The sequence below is a fragment of the Bacillus sp. LSHTCR4 genome, from assembly GCF_057197025.1.
Map to the genome: position 1 here is coordinate 151945 of NZ_JBXUNO010000005.1, position 14831 is coordinate 166775.

At 36.0% G+C, this 14831-nt stretch carries 11 protein-coding genes and 1 riboswitch; of the genes, 5 read left to right on the forward strand and 6 right to left on the reverse strand.

Annotated features, from left to right (window positions below; all coding sequences use genetic code 11):
- Nucleotides 1-161: 161 nt before the first annotated feature.
- Nucleotides 162-1073: an endonuclease NucS domain-containing protein gene (locus AC2CGR_RS24595; protein ID WP_001108406.1), complete on the forward strand. Its 912-nt coding sequence runs from the start codon at nt 162-164 to the stop codon at nt 1071-1073.
- A 103-nt stretch (nt 1074-1176) separates the two neighbouring features.
- Here AC2CGR_RS24595 and AC2CGR_RS24600 read toward each other — a convergent pair whose 3' ends face one another.
- The 3 genes from AC2CGR_RS24600 to rlmD form a co-directional block, all read right to left on the reverse strand.
- Nucleotides 1177-3195: a GAF domain-containing sensor histidine kinase gene (locus AC2CGR_RS24600; protein WP_087964069.1), complete on the reverse strand. Its 2019-nt coding sequence runs from the start codon at nt 3193-3195 to the stop codon at nt 1177-1179.
- Between the two features lie 173 nt (nt 3196-3368).
- A complete protein-coding gene (locus AC2CGR_RS24605; protein ID WP_087964068.1) occupies nt 3369-4358 on the reverse strand; it encodes a tRNA dihydrouridine synthase in 990 nt (329 codons plus the stop codon).
- Between the two features lie 96 nt (nt 4359-4454).
- Entirely contained in the window at nt 4455-5831 is a 1377-nt protein-coding gene (rlmD, locus tag AC2CGR_RS24610; protein ID WP_087964067.1) for a 23S rRNA (uracil(1939)-C(5))-methyltransferase RlmD, read from the reverse strand.
- A 121-nt stretch (nt 5832-5952) separates the two neighbouring features.
- Nucleotides 5953-6054, forward strand: a riboswitch (purine riboswitch).
- Between the two features lie 202 nt (nt 6055-6256).
- On the opposite strand from rlmD, the gene AC2CGR_RS24615 reads away from it, so the two are divergent.
- From AC2CGR_RS24615 to AC2CGR_RS24630, 4 genes are all read left to right on the forward strand, one after another.
- Nucleotides 6257-7453 carry a NupC/NupG family nucleoside CNT transporter gene (locus AC2CGR_RS24615; RefSeq protein WP_029437217.1) on the forward strand — a complete coding sequence of 399 codons (1197 nt, stop codon included), beginning with the start codon at nt 6257-6259 and terminating at the stop codon, nt 7451-7453.
- A 277-nt stretch (nt 7454-7730) separates the two neighbouring features.
- Nucleotides 7731-8834 carry a polysaccharide deacetylase family protein gene (locus AC2CGR_RS24620; RefSeq protein WP_087964066.1) on the forward strand — a complete coding sequence of 368 codons (1104 nt, stop codon included), beginning with the start codon at nt 7731-7733 and terminating at the stop codon, nt 8832-8834.
- Between the two features lie 311 nt (nt 8835-9145).
- On the forward strand, nt 9146-10228 hold the full coding sequence (locus AC2CGR_RS24625; RefSeq protein WP_087964065.1) for a polysaccharide deacetylase family protein: 1083 nt from the start codon (nt 9146-9148) through the stop codon (nt 10226-10228).
- A gap of 116 nt (nt 10229-10344) precedes the next feature.
- Nucleotides 10345-11574 (forward strand): aminopeptidase, encoded by a 1230-nt coding sequence (locus AC2CGR_RS24630; RefSeq protein ID WP_087964064.1) that lies wholly within the window; start codon nt 10345-10347, stop codon nt 11572-11574.
- Nucleotides 11575-11614: 40 nt separating this feature from the next.
- Here the strand turns inward: AC2CGR_RS24630 and AC2CGR_RS24635 are convergent, their stop codons facing one another.
- From AC2CGR_RS24635 to AC2CGR_RS24645, 3 genes are read right to left on the reverse strand one after another with little or no spacing between them, the layout of a single operon-like run.
- Complete coding sequence (locus AC2CGR_RS24635; protein WP_000263262.1) at nt 11615-11938, reverse strand: DMT family transporter; 324 nt, start codon at nt 11936-11938, stop codon at nt 11615-11617.
- Between the two features lie 47 nt (nt 11939-11985).
- On the reverse strand, nt 11986-13437 hold the full coding sequence (gene gabD / locus AC2CGR_RS24640; protein ID WP_484481313.1) for an NADP-dependent succinate-semialdehyde dehydrogenase: 1452 nt from the start codon (nt 13435-13437) through the stop codon (nt 11986-11988).
- A complete protein-coding gene (locus tag AC2CGR_RS24645) occupies nt 13430-14797 on the reverse strand; it encodes a sigma-54 interaction domain-containing protein (protein WP_087964062.1) in 1368 nt (455 codons plus the stop codon). The genes gabD and AC2CGR_RS24645 overlap by 8 nt, the downstream gene beginning before the upstream one ends.
- Between the last annotated feature and the right edge of the window lie 34 nt (nt 14798-14831).

Sequence of the window (14831 nt, forward strand, 5' to 3'; positions counted from 1 at the left end):
CTACTTTAACACTTTAGGGGAAGGTTTTGTAGTCTTAGGTGGATTAATGCTTGTGGAGATGATTTTAAAACAGCAACATATGCTTTTAGGCACTTTAAATTATCCATTTAAAACCAATTGGATTATAATGATACTAGAGTTCATATAGGAGGGAATCAATAATGAATTATCTAATTGGTTATAAAGATGCTGAACGAAATTTCGGACATGAGGACCCGATGCTAACAGAATATACATATGGAGAGTCAGGGGCTAATACCGACAAACTCCAAAAAGTACAAAAGGGAGATTTTCTATTCTTTCATAAAACAATACATAACAAGCGCTATATAACCGCATATTATCTGGTCGAAGAAGTCGTGATTGTAAAAGATATCAAACAGAATCGTTTAATCATGAATAAATATGATAATCCCCACCTAAAGAAAGAGATACAACAACTAACACCAAGCGAATGTATTGCGTTTGGAAATCCCATTCAATCTAAAGTCCTTCAAGTTCCTTTGGAAATTACCCCTGAATTATTGAGTAAATTATCCAGACCTGCAAACCTTAATCCTAATCAATCTTTATTAAGTGCAATTTCTTCTGCTCTTCGTACTTGGAAAGAATTGAATCCATCTGATATCAATTTATTGTTAGATTTAATTGAGCAAAATGAGTCCAAGGGTAGACTTACTAATAGAGTTTTAACCGCTGAAGAAGTATTTCAAATTTTAGAAAGAGATATCGAGAAATTCATCATTTCTAACCCTTCAATACTTGATGTAAACTATAAAATTGAAAAATCACAACATATCTTCTCAGATGAATCACGTTTAGATTTGTTATTAAGAGATACTACTAATAACGAATTTATTGTAGTAGAAATTAAGAAAGGACCTATTGATAGAAACGCTTTAAATCAAATTAAACATTATATTAAACTATGTAAAAAAGAATTAAAATTAAATACTGTAAAAGGTATTTTAGTTGGTAGTGGGATAGCACCTTCCTTTGAGGATGATATTAATAAAGCAAAAAGGGATGGAATAACCGTGCGAAATTATGGTTGGGGCTTTACTATTAATTAACACACTTAAAAATGGACAAATCTAATATAGGTTTGTCCATTTTTTTATACTACTCAAATATAAATATTTGTGATACAGTTCAACAAAACTAATCTAAATAAGATTAGTTTTTATTATTTTCATAATTAAATTTAACAAAAAAGGTAGTGCCTTCGGATCCCGTTTGAATTTCTATTTTTGCATTATGACGGGCAGCAATAGCATAACATATGCCTAATCCCAATCCAGTTCCATTATCTTTGGTCGTGTAAAATGGAGTCCCCAGTTTCTCTAATACTTCAGGCCTGATACCTTTCCCTTCATCCCGCACTGCAAGCACCACACAATTTTGCCCTTCCTTATAGGTGCTAATGGTTAGAGTTTTCCCTGTACTCATCGCTTCTAAGCCATTACGGTATAGGTTCATTAATAATTGCCTTATCTCATTACGATTTAAAAGTAATTCTGGAACGTCATTTGTATCGACTTGAATATATTTATTTTGATTATGCGTATCTATCTTTATTAAAGGAATAATATCATGGATAATTGAGTTTAAATCTAACATCTGCAAATCTGATTTCTTTGTATTACCTATTGAAAGAAATTCAGTAATAATAGAATTGGCACGGTCAAGTTCTTCAACCATTAAATTAAAGTAGTTATTATGTTTCTCATAGTTGTTCTCTTCTTTTAATAACTGCAAAAATCCTCGTACTGTTGTCATTGGATTTCTAATCTCGTGGCTGATACCTGCTGCCATTTGCCCTATTAACTCTATGTTGGATAGCCTTTTCAATTCCTGCTCATATTGCTTTTTTTCCGTTATGTTTTTAAAAATACAACAAATACCATCATCATACGGGTAGGCAATAACTTCGTGCCAATATTCATCAGAGGTAGAAAGAACTTCGAAGTGAACTGTAATTCGCTCTGACATTGCACGATGAAATTCCTTATACATAACTGTGTCGACGCTACTCTGGAAAACCTCCCATACATTCTTTCCTAATACATCTTTTGCTGTTTTTCTTTGTGGAAAATATTGATGCTTATTTACATACGTAAATTCCCATGTATTATTTAAAGTAAAGAATCCATCCGTAATACTTTCAATCACACTTGTAACTTTTTCATTAGCAGCTGCTAGTTCTTTCGTTCGTTCTTCCACCATACTTTCAAGTTGGTCCATATATAACAAGTTTGAAAACGTAGGAGCTGTGGCATCAACGATAGATTTTGCCAGTTGAATTTGGGAATTATCGTAATTGTGAGCTTTTCCCTCTTTGCCAACGACGATTACCCCTAATACTTCTCCCATTGAAACCAATGGAATCATCAGTAAACCCTTACTATCTATATTTTTTGTTCGAATAATCTCTTGAATCTTGGCTTCATAGCTTTTCTCCATCCAATCTGCTTCTATCCAATCACAGCCCGAGCTTAACTTCGTTGTCTTAATCGTTATTTTGTCTAGCGGATCTAAAAGGTGGGCAGCCATGTTTTTACTCTCTAAAATCTGTCCTAAGTAAAAAAAGCATTTATCAAAACTCTCCTGTATTGAGGAACACATTGATAAATCACGGGTAACATTTAGTAACAGCTGCTTCTCGGCAATAAGATTTTCTTTTTGGGTTAAATTTTTTGCGTTTTGAATGGCGACCGCCGCCATATTTACATAAGCTTCAACACTTTGAATTTCTGAATCTGTTAAGTTCATTGGATTTCCATAATCAAATAGAAAAACAAGACCAAATAACTCTTTCTCAAATGAAATAGGCAGAGCTAATAAGGACTTAATTTTGAACGCATCAACTGATTTTGGATCCGGCCGATGGTCCTTTGAGGTATCAGGGATATAGATGGGTTTTTTTGTTTCAATAACTTCTTTTGCCAGTAAGTCTATTTCAGGATCAATTACCTGAGTATCGAGCGTTACGCCATTTATAGTCTCTGGTTTTCCTGCAAATCCTCTAAATGTTCCATCTGCCTGGGGTAAATAAATTCCAACAGCGTTGCACTTAACAATCTCCTCTGATATCGCTACTGTTACACGCTGCAATACTTCACGTAGTTCTAATTTTGTATTTATTATTTTCGTTATATTCGCGAGCCTAGAATATCTCGTCTGATCACTTAACATTCACATGACCTCCAATTATAGGCATAATAAAATAAACATGATACTATCATTGAAAATCAAGAACAATCTACCATTTTCGCTTTTCTCCTGTATTCTTTTCTTACCCTTGTTTTACGCCTTTACTTCTGATACAGTCCACCTTAATTAAAATGAAACAGTGTAACTTTCAAAAGTTACACCGTTTCACTACCTTCTACCACATTAACACTCGCCTCAAACTTATTAAGCAATGTACGTACTTCATCCGTTGATTTTGTGCTCATCAATTGATTTCGTAGTTCAGCAGCTCCAGGGAAGCCTTTTACATAAATTTTGAAGAAGCGATGTAGCCCTGTGATAGAGCGAGGCAATACTTCTGCATATTGATCTTGAAGATCAAGCTGTAGTCTTAAAAGGTCAAGATGCTCTTTACTGCTATGCTCTCTTGGCTCTTTTTCAAAAGCAAATGGATTTTTGAAGATGCCTCGTCCAATCATTACACCGTCAATACCATATTTTTCAGCAAGTTCCAGCCCAGTTTTACGGTCAGGGATGTCTCCGTTTATCGTTAGGAGCGTATTTGGTGCAATACGATCACGTAATTTTTTAATCTCCGGAATTAGCTCCCAGTGCGCATCTACTTGGCTCATCTCTTCTCTTGTGCGTAAATGAATAGAAAGGTTCGCAATATCTTGTTTGAAGATGTGTGTTAACCAATCTTCCCACTCACTTAACTCTTTAAAGCCAAGTCGTGTTTTTACGCTGACAGGTAATCCGCCTGCTTTTGCAGCTTGAATAAGTTCTGCCGCAACGTCTGGACGTAGAATAAGGCCACTACCTTTTCCTCTTGATGCTACGTTCGGTACAGGACAACCCATATTAATATCAATACCTTTAAATCCTAACTCTGCCATACCAATACTCATTTGACGGAAATATTCAGGATTATCTCCCCAAATATGTGCCACCATTGGCTGTTCATCTTCTGTAAAAATTAAACGGCCACGTACGCTTTTCATACCTTCTGGATGGCAATAACTATCCGAGTTTGTAAACTCTGTGAAGAATACATCTGGACGCCCAGCCTCACTTACTACGTGACGGAAAACAACGTCTGTCACATCTTCCATTGGTGCAAGTACGAAAAATGGTCGTGGTAAATCATGCCAAAAATTATCTATCATTTCAAATTCAAATCCTCTCACTATGAATACAATTTCAAACTCTCAATAAACCAAAAAGCAGATGGTATAGATTTTCCTATATCAACTGCTTTTTTATTATACCAACTTAAGCCAAGCCACACACTCTACATGAGTCGTATGCGGGAACATATCAACAGGTTGTACTTCCTGCGTTTTATATCCGCCTTCTTCTAGTACTTTTAAGTCACGTGCTAATGTTGCTGGGTTGCATGATACGTATACGACGCGTTTTGGTTTCATATCGATGATTGTATTTAGTAATGCTTCATCACAGCCTTTACGCGGTGGATCTACGACCATTGTGTCAGCGATTACGCCTTCTTTGTACCATTTTGGAATGACTACTTCTGCTTCTCCTACGCCAAATTCAGCGTTTGTCATATTGTTTAGTGCTGCGTTACGATTTGCGTCTTCAATTGCTTCTGGGACGATTTCAACGCCGTACACTTTTTTCGCTTTTTGTGCTAGGAATAAGGAGATTGATCCAATTCCGCAATAGGCATCAATTACTGTTTCATTGCCATCTAATTTTGCGTATTCTAACGTTTTATCGTATAACACTTTCGTTTGTTCTGGGTTTACTTGATAGAATGAACGTGCTGAAATCGCAAATTTAATGTCGCCAATAAAATCATAAATATATTCTGATCCGTACAGTACTGTTGTTTTGTCTCCGAAAATGACGTTTGTACGTTTCGGGTTTACGTTTTGAACAATTGATTTTACTTCTGGGAATTTCGCAGCAATTTCTTCAATGATTGCTTTTTTATTTGGTAATTCTGCTGTACGAGTAATGAAGACAAGCATAATTTCCCCTGTTACTTGTCCGTAACGAGCCATTACGTGGCGAAGTGTTCCTTTGTTACGCTCTTCGTTGTACGCCGAAATACCGTGCTTTTCACAAATACGTTTTACTTCTTGGATTAATGTATCGTTTTCTTCCGCTTGAATTAAACATGATTCCATATTAATGATGTCATGCGTTCCTTGACGATAGAAACCAGCTACAAGTCCGCCTTCACGTTCTCCGATTGGTACTTGTGCTTTATTACGGTATACCCAAGGGTTTTTCATGCCAAGTACAGGATGAACAGGAACATCACCTAATCCGCCAATACGCTGCATAACGTCACGTACTTGTTTTTCTTTCGCTTGTAATTGTCCTTCATATGTTAAATGCTGAAGCTGACAACCGCCGCACTGATTGTACACTGGGCATTCTGCATCTTTACGATATGGGCTCTCTGTATGAAGCTTCATTAAACGACCGAATGCGAAGTTTTTCTTCACTTTAATAATTTTAATTTGCGCTTCTTCACCTGGTAATCCGTTTTTAACGAAAATAGGATATCCTTTTACTTTCGCAACACCGGCACCATCATGTGTTAAATCTTCAAATACTACATCTATAAACTCGTTTTTTTCAACTGGTGGCGTCATTTTTGTACTCATTTTCCGACCTCTCTTTTTCATAACACTGCGTTACATTTTATCATACTTATATGGTCTATTTCTATTGGAAGAAAAAAAGCTATTGACGATAGTTCTCTGTTAATGTTACGCTACTACTAATTTAATACGGACGATGTTACCTCATATATACTCGATAATATGGATCGAGAGTTTCTACCCGGCAACCTTAAATTGCTGGACTATGGGGAAAACTAATGAATATTAGCCTATGTGCAAAAAGGGACTCATATTGATTAGCTTTCTCTCATAGATGAAAGTGAATCCATATGGGTCTTTTTTTATTTTTATTTTTCTAAAAGGTCAGACATCTTACGTATGACATAAAACCTCTTTGTTTTGTTTTTAGTAATATAACGAGCGTTTTATGTACAAACTTTATACGAACTTCTGAAAGGGGCAACTACATGCAATATGTAATGAGCATTATCGGTATTCTTGTCGTTTTAGGTTTATGCTTTGCTTTGTCAAACAACAAAAGTAAAATCAACTTCCGTGCAATTGCAATTATGATTGGTTTCCAAATTTTAATCGGTTGGTTTATGTTTGGCACAAAAATTGGTCAACAAATTATCATCTTCATTAGTAAAGTTTTCAACAAACTAATTAAACTTGGTACGACAGGCGTCGATTTTCTCTTTAATGGAATTCAAAGAGATTTTGTCTTTTTCTTAAACGTATTATTAATTATCGTATTTTTCTCAGCACTACTTTCTATCTTTAGTTATTTAGGTGTTTTACCATTCATCGTTCGCGTTGTCGGCGGTGCCATTTCAAAAATTACTGGTTTACCACGCGTTGAATCATTCCACGCAGTAAACTCTGTATTCTTTGGTTCAAGTGAAGCGTTAATTGTTATTAAAAATGATTTACAGCATTTTAACAAAAACCGTATGTTTATCATCTGTTGTTCTGCGATGAGCTCAGTTTCTGCTTCTGTTACAGCATCATACGTAATGATGTTAGATGCGAAATATGTACTAGCAGCTCTTCCATTAAACTTATTCTCAAGCTTAATCGTTTGTTCGTTATTAACACCTGTTGATACGAAAAAAGAAGACGAAGTAGTTCAGAAATTTGACCGTACTTTATTCGGAGACAGCTTTATCGGTGCAATGATTAACGGTGCGCTTGACGGTTTAAAAGTAGCTGGTATCGTTGCCGCATTAATGATCGCTTTCATCGGTGTGATGGAAGTTGTAAACTATGTAATTAGCGCAGCTTCAGGTGCAATGGGACATGCTGTTACGTTACAACAAATCTTCGGTTACGTACTTGCTCCATTCGCATTCTTAATGGGTATTCCAGCTCAAGATATTATCCCAGCTGGTGGAATTATGGGTACGAAGATTGTATTAAACGAGTTTGTAGCAATCCTTGATTTAAAAGGTGTTGCAGCAACATTATCCCCACGCACAGTTGGAATCGTTACAGTATTCTTAATTAGCTTCGCAAGTATTAGCCAAATTGGCGCGATCGTTGGTACAATTCGTGCTCTTTCTGAGAAACAAGGAAGCGTCGTATCGAAATTTGGTTGGAAAATGCTATTTGCATCAACACTTGCTTCTATTTTATCTGCGACAATCGCTGGATTGTTTATTTAATGAAAAACTCCACCTTACTTCTCCTTTTCTCAAAGAAGTTTGGGTGGAGTTTTTTTACCTTCTATATGTATTTTTATGTAAATAACACCAGAAAAAAATAAGGTATCTTTCCCTAAATATTCCAAAAACATATTCCCCTATATATTCTATAGTGATATGATGGACAAGGGTATAATTCAAATTTTTAGAATCAAAAATTTGAATTAGTGTCACTTATAAAAACGATAGTTTCATGACATAAGTGATGATAATTAAATCACAATAGAAGGATGATAGAATGAAAAAGTATACATATATCGCTTTACTTTCTTCTGCTATTCTCGTAGGTTGTAACACTAGTAGCACTAGTGATAAACAAATAAAAGAAACAACGGCGAAACAAGCAGTTGAACAAAAAAAAGCGAAAGCAGTTGAACTTCCTTTAACACAAGGAGTTATTACATGGGATCCGTATGAATATAACGCACAAAATACCACGCTTTACACAAAAGATTTAAGAGATTCGTTTAAAGAAGTACGTTATAACATTTGGCGTACTGCTGATGGCTCTGAAAGCAAACAAACTTTCACTTCACAAGAAAAAGATCGTGATTTTGCCCTCCCACTTCATTTAAAAACATTTCATTTAAAACGTGGAGAATTTCAAATTGAAACAGTAGGAATTAAAGAAGATAATACTGAAACAAATCTAGTAACATCTAAAATTACATTCCAGCAACATGTACCTATTTTAATGTATCATGCAATTGAAAAATTCCCTGGACCAAGTGATGGAGATTACGGCTTATACGTGCCACCTGCACAATTTGAAAAACATATGCAATATTTAAAAGATAACGGTTATACGATGCTTACGTTTGAACGTTGGAATGATATAAATCGTGTAAATAAACCTATTTTCATAACAATGGACGATGGTCGAAAAAATAATATGAACGCTCTTCATATTTTACAAAAATTAAAGGATGATACATTCCAACCTACGGCTACTGAATTCCTTACTGCAAATGAGATAGACAAACCGAATCGTCTATCAACAGATGATATAAAACAAATGATGGATTCAGGCATTTTTTCTATTCAATCTCATACTGCTAATCATACGATGATGGCTCACTCCAATAACTATGATGAGGAATTACGTGGTTCAAAAGAAAAGATTGAAGCTCTTACTGGTAAAAAGGTCATCGCTCTCGCCTATCCAGTAGGTTCTTATAATGATCCAGCTGTTGAAGAAACGAAAAAATATTATGAGTTCGCAGTAACTACTGATCACGGTAATCACATTACAAAAGGAATGCCAAACGAACAGTACTTAATTAAACGCCATTTTGTAGGGCCTAATACATCGATGGAAAAATTCATATCTCTTATAAAGTGAAACTTTAATCAGTGGGGGTTTTCTTCATCCCCCACTGATTATTAGCCCTCACCAATCGGACTTTTATGGGCAGCCCGCCCCCCACCTAACTTCTTTGCTTTCGCTGAATTTTGAGGTGGGGGTCTTACTGCCCATTAAAGCGGGATAAAGTAAACTTTACTAAAAGATGATAAAAATAGTTCTATTAAAAGGCACTAACTTATCTCATAACTAAAATGATATGATGAACAAGGGTATGTCCCCACCTCTCTTACAGCGGTGGGGATTTTAAATATCAGTACGCAACATAATACACAATAGAAGGTGATCTTATGAGAAAATATGCAGCAATTGCTTTATGTATGTCTGCCATTCTAGCAGGTTGTAATACTAGCAATGTAAGTCCAGAGCCTAAAAAAGAGAAAAAGGTTCAAGAAACTAAGAAACAAGAAGAGACTGTTCAAGAACAAGGTAAAATTTCTTATAACCCGATTACACACGAAGCTACAAATACTACTATTCATATGACAGACATAAAAGATACTTTAACTGAGGTACAATATAAAATTTGGCGTACCGCTGATGGAAAGGAAACTGCTAAATCTTTGTCTTCTAAAGAAAAGGAAAAACAATTTTCACTTCCTTTTGATATAAAAGAATTTGAAGGAAAACGCGGTGAGTTCCAAATTGAAGCAATAGGCATAAAAGAAGATGGGAAAACCATTCCACTCACAAAATCTGCTATTACTTTTGAGCAAAAGGTTCCCGTTCTTATGTACCATGCAATCGATGATTATCACGGTCAAGGTATTAAAGACTTATTCGTATCACCTGCTAACTTTGAAGCCCAAATGAAACACTTAAAGGACAATGGTTATACACTGTTAACGTTTGAACGCTGGGGCGATATAAATAAAGTAAATAAACCTATCTTTGTTACATTTGATGATGGTATGAAAAATAATATGAATGCATTTCATGTTTTACAAAAGCTAAAAGACGATACATTTAAACCAGCGGCAACAGAATATATGATTGTTAATAATGTTGATGCTGAAGGATCTCTTTCTACATCTGATATAAAAGAAATGGTTGATTCCGGCATTTTCTCTATGCAATCTCATACTGCAACACATGCAGACTTGCCGAAGATTACAAACTATGAAGAAGAATTAAAGGAATCGAAAGAAAAGCTAGAAAAAATAACAGGTAAACCCGTTATCGCAGTTGCTTATCCATTCGGTCATGTAGATGATAAAGTCGTTGCAGAAACGAAAAAATATTATCAATTTGCAACAACAACAAAACCTGGAAAATTCATTACAAAAGGTGAACCTGATGAGTTGTTAAAAATGAAGCGTGTTCGCATACACTATACAACGACTGTAGAACAATTTGCTTCTTCGATTAAATAACGATGAGAGCTCAATATATTTTGAGCTCTCTTTTTAAGCTATATTTATATATATTTTTTGAATTTTCTTGTATTATATATAGTAAGAAATCTTTCAAATTAAAGGAGATTATACATATGTCATTTGAACAAACGTTAGAGAAATATGCTGCCCTTGCAGTCAATGTTGGTGTTAATATTCAACCAGGACAAACATTATCAATCAGTGCACCTCTTGAAGCTGTACAATTTGTACGCCTCGTTACAGAAAAAGCATATAAATCTGGTGCAAAACACGTATATGTGGATTGGAATGATGAGACGTTAACACGCTTAAAGTTCGATCTAGCTCCTGAAGAAGCATTCGCTGAGTTTCCATCTTGGAAAGCACACGCTCGTGAAGAATTAGCAAAAGAAGGCGCTGCATTTATGTCTATTTATGCAGAAAACCCTGATTTATTAAAAGGTGTAGAACCAACTCGTATCGCAACAGCTCATAAAGTAGCTGGTGAAGCAATGAAAGTATACCGTGATTACGTACAAGCTGATAAAGTAAGCTGGTGTGTCATTTCTGTTCCTACGAAAGAATGGGCTGCAAAAGTATTCCCTGACGTAACGCCAGAAGAACAAGAAGCAAAACTATGGGATGCTATCTTTAAAGCGACTCGTGCTGATTTAGAAAATCCTGTGGAAGCATGGAAAGAACATGATAAAACGTTACATACAAAAGTTGATTACTTAAATGAAAAGCATTATAAAGCTCTTCACTATACAGGCCCTGGAACAGATTTAACGATCGAACTTCCAGAAAAGCATGTATGGGCTGGTGCTGGTAGTTTAAATGAAAAGAACGTACCATTTATGGCGAACATTCCAACTGAAGAAGTATTTACAATGCCACTTAAAACAGGTGTAAACGGCCAAGTATGTAGCACAAAACCGTTAGCATTTGCAGGGAATATTATTGATAACTTCACGTTAACATTTGAAAACGGACGTATCGTAGATTATAAAGCTGAAGTTGGCGAAGAAGCTTTAAAACATTTAGTAGAAACAGATGAAGGTTCTCACTTCTTAGGCGAGGTTGCTTTAGTACCTCATGATTCACCAATTTCAAATACAAATATTTTATTCTACAATACGCTATTTGATGAAAACGCATCTTGCCACCTTGCAATCGGAAGCGCTTATGCATTTAACTTAGTTGGCGGAAAAACAATGTCTAAAGAAGAACTTGCTGAAAATGGTGCAAACACTAGTATTACACACAACGACTTCATGATTGGATCAGCTGAGCTTGATATCGACGGTATTACAGCTGATGGCAGACATGAACCAATCTTCCGTAAAGGTAACTGGGCATTTTAATACAAATAAAAGGCTATCTTCCACACCGGAAGATAGCCTTTTATGATGCTGATGAAACCTTAAGTCCAATTACTCCTAACACAATAAAAAGAATACAAAATGCTTGGAATAAGCTAATATGCTCTTTAAAAAAGTACACACTAATGATTGTAATAAGTAACGTTCCAACGCCAGACCAAATGGCATAAGCAATACTTAAATGAATCTTTTTAACGACGATAGCAAATACGCTGAAACAAATTCCATAAAATACGAAAATAAGTACACTTGGAACGAGCTTTGTTAAACCGTTTGATAATTTCATCGCAATTGTTCCAGCTACTTCAAAAATAATTGTTACGAGTAATAATAACCAATATACCATACTAGAATCTCCTTCTCTGTTACCTTATAGAGACTCTAGTATACTACTTATAGTCCTAATGAAATATATTTAATTTCTAAATATTCCTCGATACCGAAATGACCTCCTTCACGGCCAATGCCACTCTCTTTAAAGCCACCGAACGGCGCTTGTGCAACTGACGGGAGTCCATCATTCAAACCGATAATACCATACTCTAGTGCTTCACTAATTTGGAACGCTTGGCTAATATCTTGCGTGAAAATATACGCAGCTAAACCATATGGCGTATGATTTGCACGTTCGATTACTTCTTCAATCGTTTTAAATTTTGCAACTGGTGCAACTGGACCAAAAGTTTCTTCATTCATACAAAGCATCGTATCATTCGCCAATCCAATTACAGTTGGTTGCATAAAATGTCCATCTAGCTCTGCAACCTTTTGGCCACCATATAAAACTGTTCCACCCTTTTGAATAGCGTCTTCGATATGTTCCTGTACTTTCGAAACTGCATTCTCGTCAATAAGTGGTCCCACAGTCGTTCCATCACCGAAACCATCTCCTACTTTCAACTGCCCTGCTGCCTTTTGGAACTTCTCTACAAACGCTTCATACACTTCTTCCTGAACAAATACTCGGTTTGTACATATACACGTTTGTCCTGCGTTACGGAATTTCGAACCGATTACTGCGTCTACCGCTTTATCTAATTCCGCATCATTCATAACAATAAACGGTGCGTGACCACCTAACTCAAGTGAAACTTTTTTCATCGTTTGTGCAGCACTAGCCATTAATTCTTTTCCAATTTCCGTTGATCCTGTAAAGGAAACTTTTCGAACACGTCCATCTTCCATCCACGTATCAGCAATTGCTTTCGCACTACCTGTTACAATATTGATTACACCTTTTGGAATATCCGCTTCATGAGCTAATTCAGCTAATTTCAGTGCAGTTAACGGCGTTTGACTTGCTGGTTTTACAACCGCTGTACAGCCTGCTGCAAGTGCCGGGGCTACCTTTCTCGTAATCATAGCAGCGGGGAAGTTCCAAGGCGTAATAGCTGCCATAACTCCGACTGGTTGCTTCATAACTAAAATACGTTTATTCGGATGAGAAGCAGGAATCATTTCACCATATACGCGTTTTCCTTCTTCTGCATACCATTCAACAAAACTATTTGCATAATTCACTTCACCAAGCGCTTCTGCAAACGGCTTTCCTTGTTCTCTCGTCATAATTGCTGCAATCTCTTCTTTATTTTCATCGATAAGTGTAAACCATTTTTTTAATTTTGCTGCACGGTCTGCCGCTGTTAACTTAGACCACGTTTTAAAAGCTTCATGCGCAGCATCAACGGCTTGCTTTGCCTCTGTTACCCCACCCTTTGGTACAGTCGCAAATATTTCCTTCGTTGCTGGATTATTTACTTCGATTTGTTCTTGCAATGTAATCCACTCACCATTTATATACATCGCCTTTTTCTCTACATTTACAAACGTCGCTTTTTTATCCAATGTTCTCTTCCTCCTCTATAAGTTTCTTTATTTTCCTCGTGGCAGCAGATTGACTTATTTTTAAAAACTCCGCTACTTTATAACTCGATCCATATGTTTTATATGCTTTCAAAATAATATTCCGTTCTACTTCTTCTAACATTTTATAGAGACTTTGACCAGACTGTTCAACTGTTGATTCTTGCATCGCTATTGGCAAATCCTCTATCGTAACGATATCATCAGCAGTTATAACAATTCGCTCAATCACATTTTCAATTTCTCTATTATTTCCTTCCCACGGGTAACCAACAAACATTTGCAATGTACTAGGTGCTAATTTTACATTCCGACCATATTTTTTGTTAAAGTGGTGTAAATAATGATAAATGAGTGGCAAGATGTCTTCGCTTCTTTCCCTTAGTGGTGGAATTAAAATTGGAATGACATTCAGACGATAATATAGATCTTTACGGAATGTTCCTTGTTTCACCATCATACTTAAATCTCTATTTGTTGCCGCTACAATTCTAACGTCCACCTTTTTTAATTCTCTTCCACCTATAGGGCGAAACGTTTTTTCTTGCAACACTTGCAAAAGTTTTGCTTGAATTTCAAGCGGCATTTCACCAATTTCATCTAAGAAAAGAGTTCCTTTATGCGCTGATTCTAATAGTCCCTTTTTCCCTTCACGATTCGCACCTGTAAAAGATCCGCCTGAGTATCCAAAAAGCTCCGATTCAATTAAATTCGTTGGCAATGCCGCACAGTTAATTTCATAGAAACTTTCATTCTTCCGGTTACTCACTTCATGTAAATGACGCACCAATCGACTCTTCCCCACTCCTGTCTCACCTAAAACGAGAACAGTACTATCTACCACGGATACTTTCTTTATTGTCTCGACTATTTTTTGCATAGCGATACTTTTAAAAATAAGTCCTTCATGTTCATATGTTTCTCTTAATTCTTTTTTATATGTTTTTAACTGATTATCCATTTCTTCTACCTTTTGACGTAATTGATAAAGTTCTGTAAGATCACGAGAGTAACTAATCACCCTTCTTAAATTTCCCTCATCATCAAAAACGGGCCTTGTACGAACGTGTAAATACTCTCCTGATTTTGTCGTTTGAACAAGTTCAATCGGTCTCTTTTTTTCAATTACTTCTAACGTTGCTGATGGATAAAAGATACCATCCTTCTGCAATTCTTTTACATGTTTACCTACTAACTCTTTAGCCGCTAATTGATAGTGCCTTTCACATGTACTATTTACACGCACAACGATTCCCTTTTCGTCAGTCACAAAAATTTCGTCAAACGCATATTCAAATACATCTTGTAAATCCATTAACACTCGTTCCTTTTCTGCAACCATCCTAGCCACCCCTAACTTCCAATCCATCAATTCA

What these genes read in the sequence shown, in the direction of transcription:
- AC2CGR_RS24595 (WP_001108406.1), top strand. Translation starts at nt 162, where the DNA reads ATGAATTATCTAATTGGTTATAAAGATGCTGAACGAAATTTCGGACAT.
- AC2CGR_RS24600 (WP_087964069.1), bottom strand. Translation starts at nt 3,195, where the DNA reads ATGTTAAGTGATCAGACGAGATATTCTAGGCTCGCGAATATAACGAAA.
- AC2CGR_RS24605 (WP_087964068.1), bottom strand. Translation starts at nt 4,358, where the DNA reads ATGATAGATAATTTTTGGCATGATTTACCACGACCATTTTTCGTACTT.
- rlmD (WP_087964067.1), bottom strand. Translation starts at nt 5,831, where the DNA reads ATGAGTACAAAAATGACGCCACCAGTTGAAAAAAACGAGTTTATAGAT.
- AC2CGR_RS24615 (WP_029437217.1), top strand. Translation starts at nt 6,257, where the DNA reads ATGCAATATGTAATGAGCATTATCGGTATTCTTGTCGTTTTAGGTTTA.
- AC2CGR_RS24620 (WP_087964066.1), top strand. Translation starts at nt 7,731, where the DNA reads ATGAAAAAGTATACATATATCGCTTTACTTTCTTCTGCTATTCTCGTA.
- AC2CGR_RS24625 (WP_087964065.1), top strand. Translation starts at nt 9,146, where the DNA reads ATGAGAAAATATGCAGCAATTGCTTTATGTATGTCTGCCATTCTAGCA.
- AC2CGR_RS24630 (WP_087964064.1), top strand. Translation starts at nt 10,345, where the DNA reads ATGTCATTTGAACAAACGTTAGAGAAATATGCTGCCCTTGCAGTCAAT.
- AC2CGR_RS24635 (WP_000263262.1), bottom strand. Translation starts at nt 11,938, where the DNA reads ATGGTATATTGGTTATTATTACTCGTAACAATTATTTTTGAAGTAGCT.
- AC2CGR_RS24645 (WP_087964062.1), bottom strand. Translation starts at nt 14,797, where the DNA reads ATGGTTGCAGAAAAGGAACGAGTGTTAATGGATTTACAAGATGTATTT.